This is a genomic window from Coleofasciculus sp. A1-SPW-01 (assembly GCF_040217205.1).
Classification (GTDB): domain Bacteria; phylum Cyanobacteriota; class Cyanobacteriia; order Cyanobacteriales; family Coleofasciculaceae; genus Coleofasciculus; species Coleofasciculus chthonoplastes_A.
In genome coordinates this window covers 1-19,709 of the sequence record NZ_JAVJNP010000004.1, presented here as the reverse complement: position 1 = coordinate 19,709, position 19,709 = coordinate 1, and the positions used below count along the sequence as shown (strand labels likewise).

Here is a 19,709-nt window from a genome sequence, read left to right as displayed (position 1 = left end):
CTTGAGTCGTTCAAGTATACACGGAGATTTAATTCGCGAGTAATAACCGCGAATTAAAAATCGACCTTTCCCGGCTATTTGCCAAAATGGGATGCTCCCGACGCTTTCGCCACGTTGTCAGAAGTAACTATGCTCATAATCTCAATCCTGATCTAGTCGTGCAATTATCAGAAAAATTAGCGATTTGTAGCCAGAAGTTGATGCAAGATATTCAGGTTTTTATGAGAGGTATGGGGCTAGGCTGAACTAGCTTGCGATCGCGTCTTTAGCATCAGCTTACCCTGATCATCTATCTCAGTAAATCAGCTACGATCAATAAAATAGTGTTTGTGCGATCGCACTATGCATTCCCCCTTTCTTGGAATGAATCTATACCTAGACCCCCCAACCATCGTCAGAATTGCTTGAATCCTTCACTATTTAAGGGTTTAAACTCTTAACAAATGGGACGCTGACCGAGGGGAACCGCATGAACGTATTCGCTACCTGAGGCGGGCCACCCCCGGCGGTAAGAGGCTTCTTCCGGCTTACCCCAGCCAAGCTGAAGGATGATTTCCAGAATCTGGGAATTCCCATAATGTAAAAGGTTAACCCATTCGGTTCTCGATGCGATCGCGTCCACATCGTCAGGCTGAATTTGGCGATAGTCTTTGCCAAGGCGGATACTCAGGTACAAGTCCATACCCGGAGTCACCTGTTGCCAAAACTCCAAGATTGAAGGTTTAGCCGCTTTGATTATTTCTACGTCACGAGTTAACGCCACTAACTGATCATGCACCGTCGGATAACGCAAGGTTATGCCGTTGAGGGTTAACTGTCGCCAGACAATACCTGAAACCTGATGTTGTCGCTGGTAGTGGTGAACTGCTGCTTTAAAATCCCGATAAGCACTAAATTTTTGAATCCCTTCAGATTGAAGAAATCGGTCAATCACCGGATTACCCGATGCAGAAGCGGCTAGATTCAGACGCTGACCATTCATACAGGCGCGACGTTCCTCTGCCAGAATTTGGATCAGTTCCTCGGTGCTGTAGACCCGTGACATCAGATGTGCGATCGTAGTTGATTGGGGCAGCAGGAGTGTAGAGGGGCAGGAGTGCCAGGGTGCGGAGGGGCAGGGGAAAATTGAGATATGCACTCTGCCACAAGTTGACTTACTTTATACTTGCATATTTTGGATACTTTTCCCCAAACTCCTTGGTATCGTCAATCTTGGCTTAATTCCGTATTAATCTCGTTAACCGATCGCCGTTTTAAATCTAGTGATTCAGAACGGGGAAGTAAGTCAAAAACCTCCCGAAAGACATCATCGACTTTTTCGTAGCTGACTTGTCCCGTTTCATTCAACCGAACCTCACCCTCTTGGTCAATGAGAACGGTTTGGGGGACTAATCCTTCATAATAGTAGCCCGGTTTCATTGGGTCATCACTTGGTTTGTCGTACAGAGTATCCGCGCTAATGGGGATAAAACTCGCCGCCCGTCCATAAGGCGCTTGTAGCTGGGACACCACGGTGGAAAACTGCTTACAGTCTTTACTGTCATCGATATAGAACACCAGCAAGGCTGGTTTATGTGCTTTTATGGAGTCTGCCAGAGTGACACGCGGCGGGACTAGGGAACCATTCCCTGCATAGAGGGCAAAGATATTGCCGTCAAAGTGGTCATCATTGAGTTCGGCTAGGGCTGATGGTGTTGATAGCAGCAAACAGCCAAGGACAGCAATCAGAGTGACCAAACATTGGGCAATAAGACGTTTGTAAGAATAGCGATTGGTTGGATGTTGACTAAGAACAGGCAATGAGTCAAAGGTCATATTACAGTTACAACGTTAGTTTAGATGAAATTCCCTGTTTCTGATTATCCCTGATTGGCTGAGGAGTTCAAGCGATCGCCCAAACTGAACCGCATCAATATCATGCCAGCGCAATAAAGTCAATGCTAACTAGGAAACAGGAAACAAGTAAAGTTACGCACACATAACGAAAACCTAGCGAAAACGCGATCGCAATCATCGGTTGTTGAGACTGGAGTTAACAACCACACTTCAGGGTACTACCGATGCAACCTCAACAATCCAATCCCTCTCAACCTACCGTCCAAGAACAGGAAATGCTGGAGTTGATCAACCGGATGAGGCTCAACCCAGTCGGCGAACTTGATTTATTAATTAATTCAGCCGATGCTGATGTTAACTTCGCGTTGGACTACTTTAATGTTGATCTGGATGTATTGCAAACTCAATGGGCGAATCTCCAACCCGTTCAACCCTTAGCTTGGTCAGATCAACTCCAAGAGGCGGCGCAAAACCATAATCAGTTGATGATCCAAGAAGATACCCAGTCCCATCAGTTACCTGGGGAATTGAATTTGAGTCAGCGGATTGCTAATACTGGCTATAACTGGTCTACTGTGGGTGAGAATGTCTATACGTATGCTGACTCCGTTTTTCATGGACATGCAGGTTTTGCCATTGATTGGGGCTTCACTTCAACCGGGATACAAGCGTCCCATGGTCACCGCAATAATATTATGAACTCGAATTTTCGGGAAGTGGGTCTTTCGATTATTCCCGAAAATGACCCAGCTACCCAGGTTGGATCACTGGTCATCACCCAGAACTTTGGCAATCGCTTCAATTTTGGCAATTCCTGGTTAATGGGAGTTGTTTTTGACGACCAGATTACAGATGATCAATTTTATAGCGTCGGTGAAGGACTGGGCGGAATTAATGTCACAGCCGTTAACACTACAACTAACGAACGTTTCACAACGACGACTTGGAACGCAGGTGGTTATCAAATGCAGTTGTCCACTGGAACCTACCAAGTGACCTTTGCTGGCGACTGGGACGATGATGGACAGACAGATACTGAAACTCGTCAGGTGACGATTGGGTCAGAAAATATCAAACTTGACCTGGATACAGATGAATTAATTCCGACACCTGAACCAACGTCCGAATCGGACTCAAAGACTGATACTCAAACTCCGAGTGACTCAACGACAGAAACAGACTCAAAGACTGATACTCAAACTCCGAGTGACTCAAATACAGAAATAGACTCAACCCCTAATACTCAAACTTCGACATCAGAATTGACATCTGAACCCGAATCTGAGCCAACGACTACAGATAATCAGTCCCCGCTTAAATGTAGTGCATCAGATGACCATCTACAAGGTAGTGCGGATAAAGATATCATCGCTGGCTGTTTAGGCAATGATATTATTTACGGCAAAGAGGGTAATGATATCCTGCGCGGTGACTTTAACCACCGTTCCTCTGGTGGTATGGTTGGCGGTGATGACATCATTTATGGTGGTAAAGGGAATGATCGGATTGGCGGTAAGGGTGGAAATGATTTCCTCTATGGCGGCGATGATCATGACCGAATTTGGGGTGATGACGGCGATGACCTACTTTGGGGCGGTTTAGGGGATGACACTCTCACGGGAGACGATTTCTCTGGGGGACAGGGTAGTGATACGTTTGTGCTTGCCCTTGGCGAAGGAACTGATACAATAATAGATTTTCATCTGGGTGAAGATTTTTTGGGGTTAGCCAATGGACTGACCTTTGAAGAGCTGACCATCACTCAGGGAAGCGGTGGGAATAAGGGTCATGCTCTGATCAGTTCTGGTGATGAAACATTAGCCCGTCTCAAAGGCGTAGACGCGAATGACCTAATCGCCATTGCCTCTGGCAGTGCCGCGATCGCAAATCCAGTTTTTGTTGACGTATAGCTGAGTTCCGCTATGGCGTCTTTCGATTACTTCTTTCACAGTCGGATTTTTTGTCCATAATAACTGACAACGGACTCAGTAGGTCGGTGGAAAAAAACCGAACTATGTTAAGTTCTGTAAATGTTCCTCAACCCCTTACATAAACGTAGCTTGCTTCTCAAGGGAGCGAGTATGACAAATGACGAATTACGAATGACAAATGACAAATGACTTTTAACTTTTGACGTTTGACTTGTGACTTATTTAATGACTAACCCTGATAATGCTTCAGTCGCGCATAAAATTCGCTCCTTAGCCCGAATGCGCTCAGAACAATCGATTCCAGTTTTCCTGCAAGGACTCAACCAGGACGATAATAGCGTACAGGCTTGGGCGGCGTGGGGACTGGCACAAATTGGTAGTGATGTGGTAGTGACTCATTTACTTGCAGCATTGGGAGATTCATCGCCGCAGGTGCGAAAGTGGGCAACATGGGCATTAGGGGAAATCGGTAGTGAACAGGCAGTTACGGGACTCTTGGACGCCCTAAACCATGAGGATGCTCAAGTCCGTTGGCGGGCGGCGACGGCGTTGGGACGTATCGCCAATCCTGTGGCAATTGACCCACTCCTACAGGTTTTGCGGGAAGATGAGGATCACTATGTTCGCGGTAGAGCGACATGGGCGTTAGGACAACTCAGAAGTGATGCCGCACTCGAAGACTTAAAACGGGCACTCTATGACCCAGACTTTTATATTCACACCAAAGCCGTCTATGCCTTAGGAAATCTGGCGAGCGAAGACGCGGTTTCTATTCTCCTGGAAGGGCTTTATCATCCTGTCTTAGAAGTTCGGGCGGCGTCTGTGGCCGTATTAGGTGAAATTGGCACTGAAACTGCCATTGCGGGAATTTTACAGTCACTTAGCGATGGAGATGTCTTTGTCCGCACACGAGTGGTGGAAGCCTTGGGAAATATTGGCACACCAACAGTGATAGCGGGTATTCGACAAGCGCTTAATGATGAAGATGCTTATGTTCGAGATAGAGCAGCGGCGGTGATTGAAAAACTCAAGGGGGTGATGAATCGCGACGTCCAGGATACCTCAGCAATGACGGCAAGTTCTATTCAAATTCCGGGTTTACCTAAACTCTGGATTGGTTCATTTAGTGAAGCCAGTGAATATCTCTGGTCAAAAACGCCAGGGTCATCCATTCACTATCTGATTTCCATTGGTTCTCCGGGGGTTGCTCCGCCTCCGGGTTATACTCGCATTCCTCACCATTTGCGATTAGAGTTTGATGATATTGATATGCCCCATGATGATCCCGAATATGTCTTGCCCACAGCAGAGCATATCCTGCAAATTATCGAATTTACCAATTTAATTTCGTCGAACCAGGGGGATTTACTCATCCATTGTCAATCCGGAGTGAGTCGTTCGGCGGCGGTGGCGTTGATTGTTTGTACTGAGTTATTGGGCGTGGGTAGAGAGGAAGATGCCCTTGCCAATGTTTTAGCCGTTAGACCTCAAGCCCTGCCAAATCTGTGGATTGTTCAGTTAGCCGATGATATTTTAAATTGCGGGGGTCGATTGGTTCAAGTGGTGCAACAGCATCATGACTCGGTGAAATAGTTTTGACTCTTCGCTACCATCGAGGACATGGCGTCTGTGCAGGGGCGGGTTTCACGATTATCGTTGCTTCCCTACCAGATGCGACTAAACCCGCCCTGACCAAGGTTGGAGTGAAAGGTTTATAGTGTGCGATGCAGACGTTTATGGCGCTAAAGCGCAACTACAAACTTACTCATATAGGTAGAATATTATGCTGACGAGCTATAGATGGCTGAGTAAATAACCTAGTATAAGCTCAGTGAACCGAGAAGCTGCCCCGTCTGGGAGGAGTGTGGATGTGAGTCAATCAGTGCTAGATCAAGTGCGTCTGAGTTTATCGGTAGGCGCGGCTAAAAGCGTTACCTCGTTGGTGCGGGGATTCCGTTTAGGGGCAGCGAGTGTATTGCCAGGGTCGATCGCCCGCAGAATTCAACCCCATGCTTTGCCGTTGCTTTTGGCACAGGTACGGCGTGGGGTGATTCTGATTGTAGGGACGAATGGCAAAACCACGACGGCTCTATTGTTGCGAACGCTGTTAGAGCGTCAGGGGTGGCGAGTGGCGCATAATGCCACGGGTGCGAATTTGATTAATGGGTTGGTGACGGCGTTGATGGAGCATACCAATGTGGTGGGTTTGCTGGATGCCGATTACGCCATTTTAGAAGTGGATGAAAATATATTGCCGTTGCTGTTGCAGGATTGTCAGCCTCAGGTGATTTTGGGTTTAAATCTGTTTCGAGATCAACTGGATCGCTATGGGGAAGTAGATACAATTAGTCAGCGCTGGCTGAAGGCGATCGCACCGCTTCCTGCTCAAATTCGGGTGATTTTGAATGCTGATGATCCGACACTGTGTCATTTGGGTCAACAGTTATCGCAAACGGTGCGATTTTTCGGTCTGAATGAACCGGAGCGCTATTTGGAAGAAATTCCCCATGCCGTAGACTCGATTTACTGTCCCAGTTGCGGTTATCCCTTGGATTATAAAGGGGTTTACTTGTCTCATTTAGGGGATTATCACTGTGCGAGTTGTGGCTTTAGTAAGAGTTCCTTAGCGGTAAATAGTCAGGAGTGGCCCCAAATCTTAATTGGTATTTATAACAAATATAATACCCTTGCCGCTGGATTAGTGGCAGAGGAATTGGGGATTGAGCGGGCGGACATTTACGACACGGTTAAAACCTTTAAGGCTGCATTTGGACGTGCTGAGGAATTGGTGGTTCAGGGGAAGAAGGTGCGGATTCTGTTATCGAAAAATCCGGTAGGGATGAATGAAACCATCCGGGCGGTGCATGATATCCAAAAACAGGGGGGAGCCTCGACCAAGTTAGTCGTGTTGAATGACCGAACCCCCGATGGGACGGATGTGTCTTGGATTTGGGACGTGGATACCGAGAAGCTGGTGGCGTTAGGCGGGACGATTGTGGTGAGTGGCGATCGCGTTTATGATATGGCATTACGCCTGAAGTATTCTCAATCCGATTCAGAACATCCTTGTGAGTTAATTATTAAAGAGGATTTACAGGAGGCGATTAAGACGGCATTGGCGCATACACCAGCCGATGAAACGTTGCATATTTTACCCACTTATTCCGCCATGTTAGAAGTGCGGGGATTGCTGACCGGGCGGCAGATTTTGTGAGTTGTCATTGGTCATTAACGCATCCGACAAAACCAGCGATTTTAGCTTTTTTCGGGTAGCCAGTTTATCTCTAATAATTGGTCGAGGGTATAAGGGCAGTTTTCGGGAAAATTCACCTCATATCCAGTCTTTTGTTTCACGTAATTTAATGCTTTTCCATGAATTTTTACTTGGTTTTCCTGGAGGTGATTTCGTAAATTTTGGGTTAAATCTTCATTGATTTGGGTTCTAAAACTCATAATTTCGGCTTGCCAATGATTGGCATTATAATCATGTTCGGCTGTCCAATATTGCCAAAGTAGCAAATGTCGGATAATCTGTTCTAGAAACCGTTCAACTGTTTTTTTCTCGCGCCGACTCAAGTCTTCCAACTCCTCAATTAAATGGTCTTTGTCCAACTCATTGAATCGGTTTTCTTTTAACAAACTAATGGTTCGCGCTAACCATTGGTCATATTCAACCTCATAAAGTGATGCTAAGTTCATGTTCACCTTCATTTTTACCTCTGCTTATTCAGCATGGGGAACCTGTCAGGGACAAGTATAACTAAAACTTTTAACGAGCGTGAGATTTGATTTAATATTTGTTGCTTAACAGAGCTTAACGGGCAAAAAAACTGTGAGAATTATTTGCAATAAGCAACGAAATTGCGTGGATTCAGCGATTTGTCTATACTAATAATGGGTGTTTTTTATGTGCGTTTTTAGGGAAAGTCGCCTGATCGTAAGCTGAACCCCTTGAGTTTGCGTCAAAAAGCGCTACTCCTCCGACTCAAGCCCGTTGGGGTTCGATGCATGTATTTTTGTAAAAATCAAAACCTTTTTTTGACAAAAAGTATAAGAAATGGTATTTTTAGAGGCTGATTTTATGATTTGCCAGGGGGGTTGGGTTGAACTGTTATCGGTGAGGAGGGCGGGTTTTGTTGTTCATTTATCGGTGAATAGGTGAATTTAGTCCCTAAACCCGCCCCTACAGTCCCTAAACCCGTCTCTACGATTGTGGCTAAACCCGTCTAACCCGTCTCTACAGGACTTCTTTCCGTTTTCCCTCTAGTCAGCCTGTAAAACTTAGATAGAGAGTAAGCAAAAACGATGAATCCCGAACACCTAGAACTAACGATTGGCTGGCTATACCCGACTCTAATGAGTACCTACGGCGATCGCGGTAATGTGATCTGCCTGCAACAACGCGCTCAATGGCGGGGGATTCGGGTGAATGTCCTACCCCTCGACCAGCAAACCTCGGCTGAGCAATTCCACCAAGTTGATGTGTTTATGGGGGGTGGCGCCCAAGACCGACAGCAGGAAATAGTCATGCGGGACTTGCGGGGGGCAAAGGCGGATACCTTGCGAGAGAAACTAGAAACCGGAACCCCTGGAGTGTTTACCTGCGGTTCCCCGCAACTGTTGGGTCACTATTACGAACCCGCTTTAGGTCAACGGATTGAAGGATTAGGGTTATTGGATTTTGTCAGTAAGCATCCCGGACCTAATGCCCGTCGCTGTATTGGCAATGTCGTCTTCGAGTTAACCGCCTCTCCCCTCGCCCAAGACTTAGAACAGATGCTGGGACGTAAGCCGATTGTGATTGGCTTTGAAAATCATGGCGGGCGTACCTATTTGGGGGATGTCTCCCCCCTGGGTAAGGTGGTGAAAGGCTACGGGAATAACGGTGAGGATGGCATGGAAGGGGCATTTTATCGAAACGCGATCGCGACCTACTCCCATGGTCCACTTTTACCCAAGAATCCCTTTATCGCCGATTGGCTGATCCAAACCGGATTAAAACAAAAGTACCAAACCCCTATCACTTTGACGCCCCTAGATGATACGTTAGCAAAGCAAGCACGGGCAGCGATGTTAAAACGCCTCTCGCTGACCAACCTGGCTCAAGAACCCGTAAACTGTTGAGATAGGCAACATGCCAATCAACGGCTTAAGTTAGGCTAGAGCCAGCTAAGGCTGGGCTGTCAGTCAAGGAAATGCCATCGTTACCGTAATTCGCTTACGCTCAAGAGAAAATTGCAAGCAGGGATATGACCGGAAAAGTAATTGATAGCAGTACTACAGGGATTCTAATTCTCCTACTCCCGATCGCGTTTGTATTCGTCCTGTTGTTTAAAACGTGGCCCTATCTGCTTGCGCTTTTGGTTGTGATTATTCTGTTGAAAATTTGGCAGCAGTATCGGTGGCTGCAATGGAGTAAGCAAGTTAATCCTTTTTTCAATCAACTAATCAAAGATAATCAGGGGTGCTTGACTCCCCTAGACTTATCAATGAAAGCGAACATCTCTGGAACCGCCGCCCAACGATATTTGGATAGAAAGGCAGAAGAATTTGGGGCGAAGCGTCGAGACTACGAGGATAAAGGGATTGTCTATTACTTTCTTACGGCTAATGCACTGGGAAGTATCTTTGACAGTAGTGAACCGCTACCGGAACAAGAGTCTGAATCCTTGACCAATCAAGCGCCAAAGCTGGTTCAATGGCTGATGGAGGATGAAGAGGATGAGATAGAGGATGAGATTGAGGATAAGTCCAGTGCTTGGGAGTCTGAGACTGAGGAAGCGGACATTCAGGAAAAACTTGAATCCTCGCCGGAGAAGCCATCACCTCAATCTGAGCAAACTGAGGAAAAAGAGGGTCAGGCTTTGATTCAGGCAGAATTAGCCAAACGACTTGATGTTCATTCGAGTACGATCGGCAAGCGCAAATCTGATCCGGATTTTGCCCAATGGAGTCAAAGTAAAGATCCAGACGGAGTTGCTTGGGAATATTCACCGGAAACCAAGGAGTTTTTGCCTGTGGAGGACGAGTCTTAGTCGTCATTAATCATGGGTCTTTTGAGGAGTTGAACCGAACCGAAGAATAGGCGATCGCGAACCGACGGTGTACAATAATCGATTTGGGCTTCATACTATACCCTTATTGCCATGAAGATTGTTCAACGCTTACTTGTATCTACCCTAATGCTGTTTTCAGTGACGACACTTCAGATTGCTGCTACAGCTAGACCCCTAAACGAATCGGAGCAAGAAGTCGAAGCTCAAATTCGAGCGGTAATTGAAGCTCAAGACAAGGAGGGGTATCAATTGGTCTTTCCGCGAACGGTAGCCAGACTCTCTAGAGGGGCGCAAGCACCAAAGACTGTATTTTTATCGTCCAGTCGAGAGTACAGTTTTGTTGCTGTTTGTAATAAGAGTTGTGAGGATGTTGATATCATCGTCGAAGATATGCAAGGCAATGTTGTCGCCTCTGATATGACCGATTATGCTGTCGCGGTTGTCCCTTTTGTTCCTCCAGCCGAGGATAGGTATGAGATTAATGTCAAAATGAGTAAATGTTCTTCAAGGAACAGCACTTGTGATTTTGGTTTAGGTGTTTTTGTTAAAGCAGAGGATTGAACTAAATTAGGTGGGGACAATTAAAGTTAACGGTGGGGAGCATCATTGGTCATTGGTCATTGGTCATTGGTCATTCTTCATTCCCTCGCAATTTGTAACACACCGCGTTATCAAATTGTACGGGTTCAAAGGCATTATCTAAGTTGACTGTTGTCTCCCCACCGCCGAGAAATAAATAGCCATCGGGTTGTAATACCCGCCGTAACCGAGCTAATATTTCTTGCTTTGTTTCGATATCGAAATAGATTAAAAAGTTCCTCAGGAAAATAATATCCACCTGGGATAAGGGTAAAACCGTTTCGGTTAAATTAATTGGGCGAAACTCCACCATCTGGTGAATGTCGGGTTTAATTGTCCATCCTTGACCCTTTGGTTCAAAGTATTTCTGTCGCAAATTTAACGGTAAGCCACGATTCATTTCATGGGGATGGTAATATCCAGAACGGGCGCGATTGAGCATTACATCTGAGATATCGCTGGCGATTAATTGCACTCTCCAAGTGGTAAGTGCAGGAAAATGCTCGCGCAGCAACATAGCAATACTATAGGGTTCTTGTCCACTGGAACAAGCAGCGCACCAAATGGTTAGATGGCGTTCGGTTTGTCGTTGTTGAATGAGTTCGGGTATTATAGCATTTTTTAACGCCTGAAATGGGTTATCGTCTCGAAAGAAAAAAGTTTCAGTGGTCATCATTGCTTCGACAACGGATTGACAAAGCGGATGAAACGGCTTTTGTTGCAGTTGCGCCACTAAACTCTTGACTGAATTTGCCCCAACCTGTTTGGCTAAACCAATTAGACGAGACTCCACCAAATACTGTTTATCCTCAGAGAGAACTACACCTGTGCGATCGCGCACCAATTTGCGAATATAATTAAAGTCGGAATTTGTCATTGGTCATTGGTCATTGGTCATTGGTCATTGGTCATTGGTCATTGGTCATTTGTTAGGGAATAGGGAACACCTTGACCCTAAAAACTCGGTTCTTTATCTGGTATTTCGGTAAAGTTGGATACACGGGTTAAATGAGTCGCGATCGCGGCGTAAGCTTTGCCAATTTTGCTGGCTTTGTTTGTATAGTGAGAAATGGGTAATCCTTCTTGCTGCGATCGATAAACTAAAACCGAATAGGGAACCACAAACACAGGATCTGAACGTTCCTGGAGACTTGACTCAATTTCATCAGACGGATTTAACTGGCTGGATTTCCGGGATTGACTGGTTTGACTAACTGTTTTATTTAAAACAATTGTCCAGTCTTTAATCCTATGTCCTTTATTCTGGACTAAATCACAGCAATAGGCTTTTAAATCTTCCAGAGATTCCCAAGAGAAAATCCCCGGATCAATCGGTACTACAATGTGATGAGTTGCCCTCAAACTATTAAAAAGAAACAATCCAGCATCCGAAGGAACATCAATCAAAATATAGTCATAAAACCGCTGAACCGGCTCTAAAATTCGCTGCAATATCCTCGTTTTATCTTTCGTATCTTGCAACAGCATTGGTGCAACCCCTAGATTTAAGACAGAAGGGGCGATATGAAGATTCTCAATATCCGTTTCTAAAATAACCTTAGTAATTGGAACACCACTATACCCCTGACATTGACTTAAAAAAGCATCATACATCGAATATTGTAAACATCTACCATCAATCCCCAATCCTGATGTCGCATTCCCTTGAGGATCAAAATCCACCACTAAAACTTGATTTCCCCGTTTAGCCAAATACCCCGCCACATTCACACAAGTCGTGGTTTTCCCCGTTCCCCCTTTAACATTAGCAAACGCCACAGACTTCCCTTCTTTCTTGCCCATCAATCCACCTCAAAAGCATACACATAATCACAGCACCCCATCCTCTAACCCCCTCTGCGCCCCTCTGCGCCAACCTCTGCGCCCCTCTGCGTTAAAAAATCTTAATCCATCACCGTAAAATCAACCAAGCCAAATTCATCCACAAAAAAACTCACCACCTCAAAAGCCTAAACATAACCACAGCACCCCAACCTCTAACCCCCTCTGCGCCCCTCTGCGCCAACCTCTGCGCCCCTCTGCGTTAAAAAATCTTAATCCATCACCGTAAAATCAAAAACCTTATCCACATTCAGAAACAGCAATAATTGATTTTGTAACTTATAAGAACCGCGAATCAACTCTCGCACCTCTCCCCTAAACGTATCCGGAGGACGTTCAAAATCGTCATCGGATACATCCAAAACATCGCCAATTTCATCCACCAACAAACTCACCGTCTCATCAGGAGTTCGGACAATTATATTAATCGGTAACGGATCATAAGCCCGTGGCTTCAACTCCAATCGCCGTCGTAAATCAATCGCCGTCACAATTTGTCCACGTAAATTAATTAAACCCGCCACAACCGGAGGCGCCAGGGGAACCCGCGTCATCTCTTGATGACGTAATATTTCTTGAACATTTTCTACTCAATCCCTAAGAAAAGATTATCGAGAAAAAAGGTACATAATTGAGTCGTCTTTGTCATTTATAGTTCGTCATTTGTACTCGTAAATAACCCATTTAATTAAACCTAAACTAACATCGGCTTAACCACTGATAAACCCTGCTCAATCAAAGCATGAACATCAATAATTTCAGTAACTTTACCCTGAATCACCGCTGAACAGAGAATTACCTTTTGTGAAGATACCCCTTTAATATTAATACCTTGTTCAACAATATCCAGAACCTGATCCACCACCAACCCCACTTGTTTATCTCCCTGCAAAGAAACAACAATCACGGATTGTTTATCCTCACTAATTTCCGATTGGCGATCGCGCACCTGAAACTCTGAATAACCGTTGCTCAAAACAGCCGACAAATGAATCAGCGGCATGATATGCTGGCGATATTGAATCACCTCTTGATCGCCCAAATATTCGATGCGATCGCGGGGAAATTCTTCCAGGCGCGATACCTTAGACAAAGGAATTGCCAAACGTCGCTGATTGGCGGCGTGGAAGACTAAAAGCTGCTGGGGAATAGCGGCAGAATTCACCGATTGACTGTCCTCATTCACTAAGGCTTTTTCCTTTTCCGGAGAGGTAATCAGCGTTTTTTGTGCCAAACCCTGGACATCTAAAATCAATACCACTTTCCCATCCCCCATAATTGTCGCCCCAGCAAAACAAGCTAGGGATTTTAGTGGTTTTCCTAAGGGTTTAACTACGATTTCTTGGGTATCGTTAATCATATCCACAACTAACCCAAAGGGTTTCTCAGTGGCTTGAACCACAACAATGTTAATCGTTTCATCCTCTTGTTCAGGAATTAAACTTTGCTTCTTGGCATTCGAGGTTTTCCCTATACCGCTAGACTCCTGCACTCTGGTATTATTTTCCAGTTGCAACACCTGATTTAAGTAAACCAAGGGTAATAAATTCCCCCGTAACCGATAGACGGGTGTTCCATGAAACCATTCGATCCGCTGTTCAGCTTGTTCGCGATCTAACCGTACCAGTTCTAACAGATTCACTTGGGGAATGGCGTAGCGATCGCCGCCACTGGTAATAATTAATGTCGGGATAATCGCCAAAGTTAGCGGAATTTTAAGTTTAAAACTTGTTCCTTGACCCAACCGACTTTCGACATCAATTGTGCCACTAATCCTCTCAATATTCGCCCGAACGACATCCATTCCTACACCCCGTCCGGAAATATTAGTTACAGTTTCGGCGGTGGACAAACTGGGTAAAAAGATGAGGTGAAGCGCTTCCTGTTCGGTCATGTGCAGGGCTTGTGTTGGCGTAATTATTCCCTGTTGTAGCGCCTTTTGTTTCAGGTTTTCGAGATCAATTCCTTTGCCATCATCAGACACTTCAATATTAACGTGTCCGCTTTCGTGATAGGCGCGAAGTAACAAGCGCCCTACTTGAGATTTTCCGGCGGCTATCCTCATGTCTGGGGTGTCTAAACCATGATCCAGACAATTGCGGACAAGATGGGTGAGGGGATTCGCGATCGCTTCGATTAAGGTTTTGTCTAATTCTGTCTCTTCTCCCTCCATTTCTAATTGCACTTGCTTGTTTAAATTCACCGCCAGATCGCGCACGACACGGGGGAATTTACTCCAAATTGTGCGAATCGGTTGCATCCGGGTTTTCATGACCCCTTCTTGCAATTCGGAGGTAACTAAATTTAATCGTCCCGATGCTGATTTAAACGCATCATCATGTTCAGCGATCACCGCTTGTTGATTGGCAAATTCTAAAATTTGATTGCGACATAATACCAATTCTCCCACCAGATTCATTAACTTATCCAGGAGATTAACATCGACACGGATGGCGCTATTGGTGATTGGTGAGGGGGAAGTGGAATTTGATGTCTGGGGATTGGCTGAAGCCGGCGGATTGGTATCTTGGCATACATGGGAATTGGCAGAAGGGGAATTAGCAATAGATACCTGGGGATGTGAAGCTTTCTCGTTAAGATCTTGGCATAAAACCGATAGATCTGGGTACGAATGTCCCCCTACAGATTCGGTTTTGGATTGGGATTCCTCATCCTTGATCCTCTCCCCATTCTCAACAGGTAATGCATTTAACTGATTAAATAAAGCCGTGCGATCGCGTGAACTTTCTTCGCCAGTGGTTTCGAGACTCTCAAAGTGATCGCGGATGGCGTCGATCACTTCTAATAACGCATTGGTAATATCTGGTGTTACCGGAATCCTCGCTTCCCGTAAACGACTGAGTAAATTTTCTCCCCCATGGGTAATTCCCTGTAATTTCTCTAAACCGAGAAAACCACTGTTCCCTTTAATTGTGTGCAGATGGCGGTAAATCCGGTTGATCACCTCTGCATCTGAGGTGCTTTGTTCCAAGGCGACTAAATCCCCTTCGAGTTGATTCAGGTGTTCGTAGCCTTCCACTAAGAATTCCTTGAGATCTTCATCGATTTCCATTCAACTCTCTCAAGATTGCTGCTGTATGATTGCGAAACTAACTTTGACTATTATATTCTAATTACAAAATTTAGCAAACCTTTACATCTGTACTCATGTAACACCTGTATTAAACTCTCGCCAGAAAAAATAACCCGTTTCCAGGAGTCCAACTGCCTCTTTTTTATCGGATAAGAGAAAAATAACTATCGGACACCGAGTACAATGCGATCGATCGGCATCAACCATCAACCCTGAACCATGAACTATCACCCATCACCCATCACCCATGAACTATCAACCATTAACCAACACTTTAGTATCCTTGACCGGATTCCTATCGGATTGTGTATTATCCGACAAGATTTTGTCGTCTTATTTTGGAACCATATCTTAGAAAACTGGACAAAACTGCCGAAATCGGAAATCGTTGGTACATCCTTAGCCACACATTTTCCGCAAGTGAATCAACCGCGATATAAAACTCGCTTAAAGCAAGTCTTCAAGAGTCGCTTACCTGCGGTATTTTCGTCACAACTGCACGGTTCTCTGATTAGTAAAGATCAACCCAACAATAAGAAAAGAATTCAAGAAACCAGTGTTACGCCAATTCCGGCACTCATCGGCGATGGGGTTTATGCTTTAATCGCGATTCAAGATGTCACCGAACTAACCCAACGTATCCAAAATTATCAGGATGAACTGCAACGGCGAAAGCAAGTCGAAGCCAAATTAAAACAAGCCAAAGTCGAAGCCGAATCCGCCAACAAAGCTAAAAGTGAATTTGTGGCAACAATGAGCCATGAAATTCGCACACCGATGAATGGCATTATTGGTATGACCGAATTGTTATTAGATAGTCGGTTATCTCCGAATCAGCAAAATTTTGTGAATACGATTCGCACCAGTGGGGATGCGTTACTTGCCATTATTAATGATATTCTCGACTTTTCTAAGATTGAAGCCAACCGACTGGAGTTAGAAGCCGAAGTCTTTAACTTAAGAACTTGTATTGAAGACACCTTAGATTTAGTCGCACCAAAAGCGGCGGAAAAAAATATTGATATTGCTTATAAACTTGACTCAACAACCCCGACGACAATTCTAGGAGATGTCACGCGACTGCGGCAAATCTTGCTAAATTTACTCAGTAATGCGATTAAGTTTACGGAAAAAGGAGAAGTCGTTGTCTCTGTCCGTGCCAAGAAATGCCCAGAGAATCGTAGAGACGTTCCACCGGAACGTCTGACCGTGGAAGGTCTGACCGTAAAATGTCTAGACGTTTCCGATCAATACGAAATTAAATTTACGGTGAGAGATACAGGAATTGGGATTCCTTCAGATCGGATCAATCGACTGTTTAAACCCTTTAGCCAGGTCGATAGTTCCACCACCCGGAAATATGGGGGGACGGGGTTAGGGTTGGTGATTAGTAAACGTCTGAGTGAAATGATGGGCGGTACGATGTGGGTGGAAAGTAAAGTCGGCAAAGGGTCTAAATTTTCCTTTACCATCCAAACACTATCAATCCCCTCATCAGTCCCTCAACCGTTGGATTTTATCCAACCTGAGTTAACCGGTTTACGGGTATTAATCGTGGATGATAATGCGACGCATCGCCAAATTCTCACCCTACAAACAAAGTCTTGGGGAATGGTGGTTCGTTGTGCCAAGTCAGGATTTCAAGCCCTCAAACTATTGCATCGTGAACCTCAGTTTGACCTGGCAATCCTAGATTACCGTATGCCGGAACTGGATGGTGTGGCGCTAGCGAAACGAATTCAGGCGTTACCCCAAGGCAAAACTCTACCGTTATTAATTCTGAGTTCGGGTGGAAAACCCAGTCGTCATGAATACCAAGGGCGAGTGGAATTTGCGGCTTTTATTGATAAGCCAATTAAGCAAAATCAACTGCATCAGGTTTTGCTACAAATTGCGGGTAAACAACAAACGCTGATACCGTCCAAGGTATCGCCACCGCAATTTAACACCGAACTGGGTAAAACCCTACCGTTAAAAATTTTGGTGATAGATGATGTCGAGGTTAATCATCAAGTCGCCTGTGAAATGTTGCAACGGTTAGGATATAGCGCCGATAGTGCTAATAGTGGACAAGAGGCGCTGATGGCGGTGAGTTGTTGTGATTACGATGTGATCTTTATGGATATGCAAATGCCCGGGATGGATGGGTTGGAAACAACGCGGCGAATTCGTCAGCAATTCTCTGCGGAAATCCGGGAGATAGGGACATTCACTCAAAACTCGTCAACTCACCCTTGGATTATTGCGATGACGGCGAATGCGATGAAAGGCGATCGCGAAACCTGTATTGAGGCGGGTATGAATGATTATATTAGTAAGCCTGTACGAGTGAAAGCGCTGGTGCAAGCGTTGCAGTATTACGCCCAGGAGAGGGGATGTAGAAAAGATAGTGAGACAACCGATCATTTGACTCAACCTACCTTTGTGGAAGAAAAGGGAGATTATTCTTCTAGTGAAACACCCGATCCTCAAACCAACCCACCAACGATGAATAGACAGGCTATTGCAGAATTAAAGCAACTCATAACTCGTGCGAGTACGCTGATTGCTGAACTTGAAGCCGAGTATCAGCAGGAACCGGATCAGGGACAAACCAACTCCCCTGTGATCACACCCATTCATGAAAATGGGCAAAACAGCGAATCACAAAGCGCGATCGCATCCACAGTAGCAGAGGTTTCACCCCTTGATCCAGAAACCTTTGAGGAGTTAAAAGACTTAATGGGAGAGGATGCAGAGGAATTTTGGTTAGAAATTGTGCATAAATTCCGTCAAGCTGCACTCCTCCACCTGCAAGGGATTCGAGAGGCTGTTATCCAAAAAGACACCGCCGCGATTCAAGCCACCGCCCATAAGTTACGGGGTGCTTGTATGACGGTTGGGGCAATGCCATTATCTCAATTATGCAATGAATTGGAACAGATAGGACAGGCGGGAACAACTGAAGGAACCGAGGTGATGCTGTCTCGCATCGAGGCTGAATATCAACGGGTCAAGACAGCTTTGCCTTAAAATTATACCGACATTTTCCCCCTCATCCCCTAACCCCTTCTCCCACCGTGGGGAGAAGGGGAACCGGATTCTCTTACTCCCCTCTCCCGTGCAACAGAAGCGAAGCATCCTCTGGCTTCCCCGTGCCAAAAAAGCGAAGCATCCGCTGGCTTCCCCCTTTTTAAGGGGGACGGGAGGGGGATCTAAAAGGGAAGAGGGGGATCTAAAAAGGGGGGAACGAGGGGGGTTGGGTCTTTAGTATCACCTATTGTGCTAGTTGTAAAAATTCGATACTCTACGAGTATAACTATAGTTATACTTATCATGAAAACAGCCATTTCAATTCCTGATCCGCTTTTTGACGCAGCGGAACAATTTGCAAAACGCATGGGATTATCTCGGAGTCAGCTTTATGCGGTGGCACTTCAAGACTACTTGCAAGCACATAAACAGGATCAGATTACTCAACAGTTAGATGCAGTCTATGCCGATGAAAGCAGCAGTCTTGATCCTCTGTTTGTCCAGCTACAAGCTCATACGTTATCTGAGGAAAATTGGTGATGCAGCGAGGTGAAATTTGGTGGGCAGATCTGCCAACACCTGTTGCGTCTGAACCTGGATATCGTAGACCCGTTCTGATCATTCAGTCAGATGAGTTTAATCGTAGTCGAATTCGGACTTTGACATCCTCCCCGGCGTAAAACGCACGGGGATTCCTACCAGTCGAACAGCGATAACTGCACGTACTCTCGGTGGGTTGACGGTTCACCACACACCGCCTCAACTGAGGTCTTACACGCGCTCCCCGTCCGTTTAACGTCGTGGGTATGCCCTACCCCGACTCTTTCTATATTTGCTGAAGCGTTATCGTCTCGGTCGTGTTCTATGCCACAATTGACACAGACAATCGTCCTCACCGATAGGTCTAACTTGCCCCATCGGTAGCCGCACTCAGAACAAACTTGACTGGTGGGTTCCCATCGGTCGATGACTCGAAAATCCCGATTGTGTTTGCAAGCTTTACCCTTACACAATGAGCGGAATTCATGCCAGCCAGCTTGACTAATTGCCCGTGATAATTTGCGGTTTTTAAGCATACCACCAACGTTCAAATCCTCTAAGGCAATCACTTGGTTATCGTTAACTACCTTGGTGGATAACTTATGCAGGAAATCCTTGCGCTTATCCCGGATTTTGGCATTGAGCTTGGCTACTTTAACCCGCATCCGTTCTCGCCGTTTGCTCCCCTTTTGCCGCTTGGATAACCGCCTTGAAGAGCGCTTTAGCTTGCGGTAGAGCAGAGAATAATCTGGACTATCAATCTTTTCCCGGTTGCTGCAAGAGGCAAAGGTTTTTAACCCAAGATCGATCCCGATTGAT

19 protein-coding genes and 1 pseudogene are annotated in these 19,709 nt (G+C 45.5%); 11 read left to right on the top strand and 9 right to left on the bottom strand.

The window, feature by feature from the left end; all coding sequences use genetic code 11:
- The first annotated feature begins 86 nt into the window (after positions 1-86).
- On the top strand, positions 87-245 hold the full coding sequence (locus RH949_RS00295; RefSeq protein ID WP_446351571.1) for a ribonuclease toxin HepT-like protein: 159 nt from the start codon (positions 87-89) through the stop codon (positions 243-245).
- A 191-nt stretch (positions 246-436) separates the two neighbouring features.
- Here RH949_RS00295 and RH949_RS00290 read toward each other — a convergent pair whose 3' ends face one another.
- Positions 437-1,045: a hypothetical protein gene (locus tag RH949_RS00290; RefSeq protein ID WP_006100069.1), complete on the bottom strand. Its 609-nt coding sequence runs from the start codon at positions 1,043-1,045 to the stop codon at positions 437-439.
- A 161-nt stretch (positions 1,046-1,206) separates the two neighbouring features.
- Positions 1,207-1,815 carry a thylakoid membrane photosystem I accumulation factor gene (locus tag RH949_RS00285; protein WP_006100256.1) on the bottom strand — a complete coding sequence of 203 codons (609 nt, stop codon included), beginning with the start codon at positions 1,813-1,815 and terminating at the stop codon, positions 1,207-1,209.
- Positions 1,816-2,060: 245 nt separating this feature from the next.
- Between RH949_RS00285 and RH949_RS00280 the strand changes: the two genes are divergently transcribed.
- The 4 genes from RH949_RS00280 to RH949_RS00265 all read left to right on the top strand — a co-directional run bounded on the left by RH949_RS00280 (position 2,061) and on the right by RH949_RS00265 (position 6,981).
- Positions 2,061-3,746, top strand: coding sequence for a CAP domain-containing protein (locus RH949_RS00280; protein WP_446351570.1), 1,686 nt, complete (start codon positions 2,061-2,063; stop codon positions 3,744-3,746).
- A 246-nt stretch (positions 3,747-3,992) separates the two neighbouring features.
- The gene (locus RH949_RS00275) at positions 3,993-5,360 is read left to right on the top strand and encodes a HEAT repeat domain-containing protein (protein WP_006100174.1); all 1,368 of its coding nucleotides are present in this window, start codon (positions 3,993-3,995) and stop codon (positions 5,358-5,360) included.
- A gap of 2 nt (positions 5,361-5,362) precedes the next feature.
- Positions 5,363-5,485, top strand: coding sequence for a hypothetical protein (locus RH949_RS00270; RefSeq protein ID WP_006100011.1), 123 nt, complete (start codon positions 5,363-5,365; stop codon positions 5,483-5,485).
- Between the two features lie 152 nt (positions 5,486-5,637).
- Positions 5,638-6,981 carry a MurT ligase domain-containing protein gene (locus tag RH949_RS00265; RefSeq protein ID WP_446351569.1) on the top strand — a complete coding sequence of 448 codons (1,344 nt, stop codon included), beginning with the start codon at positions 5,638-5,640 and terminating at the stop codon, positions 6,979-6,981.
- A gap of 41 nt (positions 6,982-7,022) precedes the next feature.
- Here RH949_RS00265 and RH949_RS00260 read toward each other — a convergent pair whose 3' ends face one another.
- Positions 7,023-7,466 (bottom strand): DUF29 domain-containing protein, encoded by a 444-nt coding sequence (locus RH949_RS00260; protein WP_446351568.1) that lies wholly within the window; start codon positions 7,464-7,466, stop codon positions 7,023-7,025.
- A 606-nt stretch (positions 7,467-8,072) separates the two neighbouring features.
- Here RH949_RS00260 and RH949_RS00255 point away from each other — a divergent pair.
- The 3 genes from RH949_RS00255 (at position 8,073) to RH949_RS00245 (ending at position 10,384) form a co-directional block, all read left to right on the top strand.
- Positions 8,073-8,891 (top strand): type 1 glutamine amidotransferase, encoded by an 819-nt coding sequence (locus RH949_RS00255; protein WP_006100324.1) that lies wholly within the window; start codon positions 8,073-8,075, stop codon positions 8,889-8,891.
- A gap of 125 nt (positions 8,892-9,016) precedes the next feature.
- Positions 9,017-9,802: a hypothetical protein gene (locus RH949_RS00250; RefSeq protein ID WP_446351567.1), complete on the top strand. Its 786-nt coding sequence runs from the start codon at positions 9,017-9,019 to the stop codon at positions 9,800-9,802.
- 111 nt (positions 9,803-9,913) lie between these two features.
- A complete protein-coding gene (locus tag RH949_RS00245) occupies positions 9,914-10,384 on the top strand; it encodes a hypothetical protein (RefSeq protein ID WP_446351566.1) in 471 nt (156 codons plus the stop codon).
- Between the two features lie 70 nt (positions 10,385-10,454).
- Here the strand turns inward: RH949_RS00245 and RH949_RS00240 are convergent, their stop codons facing one another.
- From RH949_RS00240 to RH949_RS00220, 5 genes are all read right to left on the bottom strand, one after another.
- Positions 10,455-11,279: a CheR family methyltransferase gene (locus tag RH949_RS00240; protein WP_446351565.1), complete on the bottom strand. Its 825-nt coding sequence runs from the start codon at positions 11,277-11,279 to the stop codon at positions 10,455-10,457.
- A gap of 77 nt (positions 11,280-11,356) precedes the next feature.
- Positions 11,357-12,205, bottom strand: a complete 849-nt coding sequence (locus RH949_RS00235; RefSeq protein ID WP_446351564.1) for a ParA family protein — start codon at positions 12,203-12,205, stop codon at positions 11,357-11,359.
- Positions 12,206-12,456: 251 nt separating this feature from the next.
- On the bottom strand, positions 12,457-12,798 hold the full coding sequence (locus tag RH949_RS00230) for a chemotaxis protein CheW (RefSeq protein WP_446351563.1): 342 nt from the start codon (positions 12,796-12,798) through the stop codon (positions 12,457-12,459).
- Between the two features lie 140 nt (positions 12,799-12,938).
- The gene (locus RH949_RS00225; protein WP_446351562.1) at positions 12,939-15,317 is read right to left on the bottom strand and encodes a chemotaxis protein CheW; all 2,379 of its coding nucleotides are present in this window, start codon (positions 15,315-15,317) and stop codon (positions 12,939-12,941) included.
- Positions 15,318-15,410: 93 nt separating this feature from the next.
- The gene (locus tag RH949_RS00220) at positions 15,411-15,545 is read right to left on the bottom strand and encodes a hypothetical protein (protein WP_446351561.1); all 135 of its coding nucleotides are present in this window, start codon (positions 15,543-15,545) and stop codon (positions 15,411-15,413) included.
- A 12-nt stretch (positions 15,546-15,557) separates the two neighbouring features.
- Between RH949_RS00220 and RH949_RS00215 the strand changes: the two genes are divergently transcribed.
- The 3 genes and pseudogenes from RH949_RS00215 to RH949_RS00205 all read left to right on the top strand — a co-directional run.
- Positions 15,558-18,350: a response regulator gene (locus RH949_RS00215; protein ID WP_446351560.1), complete on the top strand. Its 2,793-nt coding sequence runs from the start codon at positions 15,558-15,560 to the stop codon at positions 18,348-18,350.
- Positions 18,351-18,653: 303 nt separating this feature from the next.
- Complete coding sequence (locus RH949_RS00210; RefSeq protein ID WP_044206246.1) at positions 18,654-18,890, top strand: CopG family ribbon-helix-helix protein; 237 nt, start codon at positions 18,654-18,656, stop codon at positions 18,888-18,890.
- Positions 18,890-19,012, top strand: a pseudogene (locus RH949_RS00205) (type II toxin-antitoxin system PemK/MazF family toxin); the annotation flags it as partial. The gene RH949_RS00210 and the pseudogene RH949_RS00205, both read left to right, overlap by 1 nt.
- A gap of 33 nt (positions 19,013-19,045) precedes the next feature.
- Here RH949_RS00205 and RH949_RS00200 read toward each other — a convergent pair.
- Positions 19,046-19,709, bottom strand: a 664-nt coding sequence (locus tag RH949_RS00200; protein WP_446351559.1) for an RNA-guided endonuclease InsQ/TnpB family protein, incomplete at its 5' end; no start/stop codon positions are given.

What these genes read in the sequence shown, in the direction of transcription:
- RH949_RS00295 (WP_446351571.1), top strand. Translation starts at nt 87, where the DNA reads ATGGGATGCTCCCGACGCTTTCGCCACGTTGTCAGAAGTAACTATGCT.
- RH949_RS00290 (WP_006100069.1), bottom strand. Translation starts at nt 1,045, where the DNA reads ATGTCACGGGTCTACAGCACCGAGGAACTGATCCAAATTCTGGCAGAG.
- RH949_RS00285 (WP_006100256.1), bottom strand. Translation starts at nt 1,815, where the DNA reads ATGACCTTTGACTCATTGCCTGTTCTTAGTCAACATCCAACCAATCGC.
- RH949_RS00280 (WP_446351570.1), top strand. Translation starts at nt 2,061, where the DNA reads ATGCAACCTCAACAATCCAATCCCTCTCAACCTACCGTCCAAGAACAG.
- RH949_RS00275 (WP_006100174.1), top strand. Translation starts at nt 3,993, where the DNA reads ATGACTAACCCTGATAATGCTTCAGTCGCGCATAAAATTCGCTCCTTA.
- RH949_RS00260 (WP_446351568.1), bottom strand. Translation starts at nt 7,466, where the DNA reads ATGAACTTAGCATCACTTTATGAGGTTGAATATGACCAATGGTTAGCG.
- RH949_RS00255 (WP_006100324.1), top strand. Translation starts at nt 8,073, where the DNA reads ATGAATCCCGAACACCTAGAACTAACGATTGGCTGGCTATACCCGACT.
- RH949_RS00250 (WP_446351567.1), top strand. Translation starts at nt 9,017, where the DNA reads ATGACCGGAAAAGTAATTGATAGCAGTACTACAGGGATTCTAATTCTC.
- RH949_RS00245 (WP_446351566.1), top strand. Translation starts at nt 9,914, where the DNA reads ATGAAGATTGTTCAACGCTTACTTGTATCTACCCTAATGCTGTTTTCA.
- RH949_RS00240 (WP_446351565.1), bottom strand. Translation starts at nt 11,279, where the DNA reads ATGACAAATTCCGACTTTAATTATATTCGCAAATTGGTGCGCGATCGC.
- RH949_RS00235 (WP_446351564.1), bottom strand. Translation starts at nt 12,205, where the DNA reads ATGGGCAAGAAAGAAGGGAAGTCTGTGGCGTTTGCTAATGTTAAAGGG.
- RH949_RS00230 (WP_446351563.1), bottom strand. Translation starts at nt 12,798, where the DNA reads ATGACGCGGGTTCCCCTGGCGCCTCCGGTTGTGGCGGGTTTAATTAAT.
- RH949_RS00225 (WP_446351562.1), bottom strand. Translation starts at nt 15,317, where the DNA reads ATGGAAATCGATGAAGATCTCAAGGAATTCTTAGTGGAAGGCTACGAA.
- RH949_RS00220 (WP_446351561.1), bottom strand. Translation starts at nt 15,545, where the DNA reads ATGGTTGATGCCGATCGATCGCATTGTACTCGGTGTCCGATAGTTATT.
- RH949_RS00215 (WP_446351560.1), top strand. Translation starts at nt 15,558, where the DNA reads ATGAACTATCACCCATCACCCATCACCCATGAACTATCAACCATTAAC.
- RH949_RS00210 (WP_044206246.1), top strand. Translation starts at nt 18,654, where the DNA reads ATGAAAACAGCCATTTCAATTCCTGATCCGCTTTTTGACGCAGCGGAA.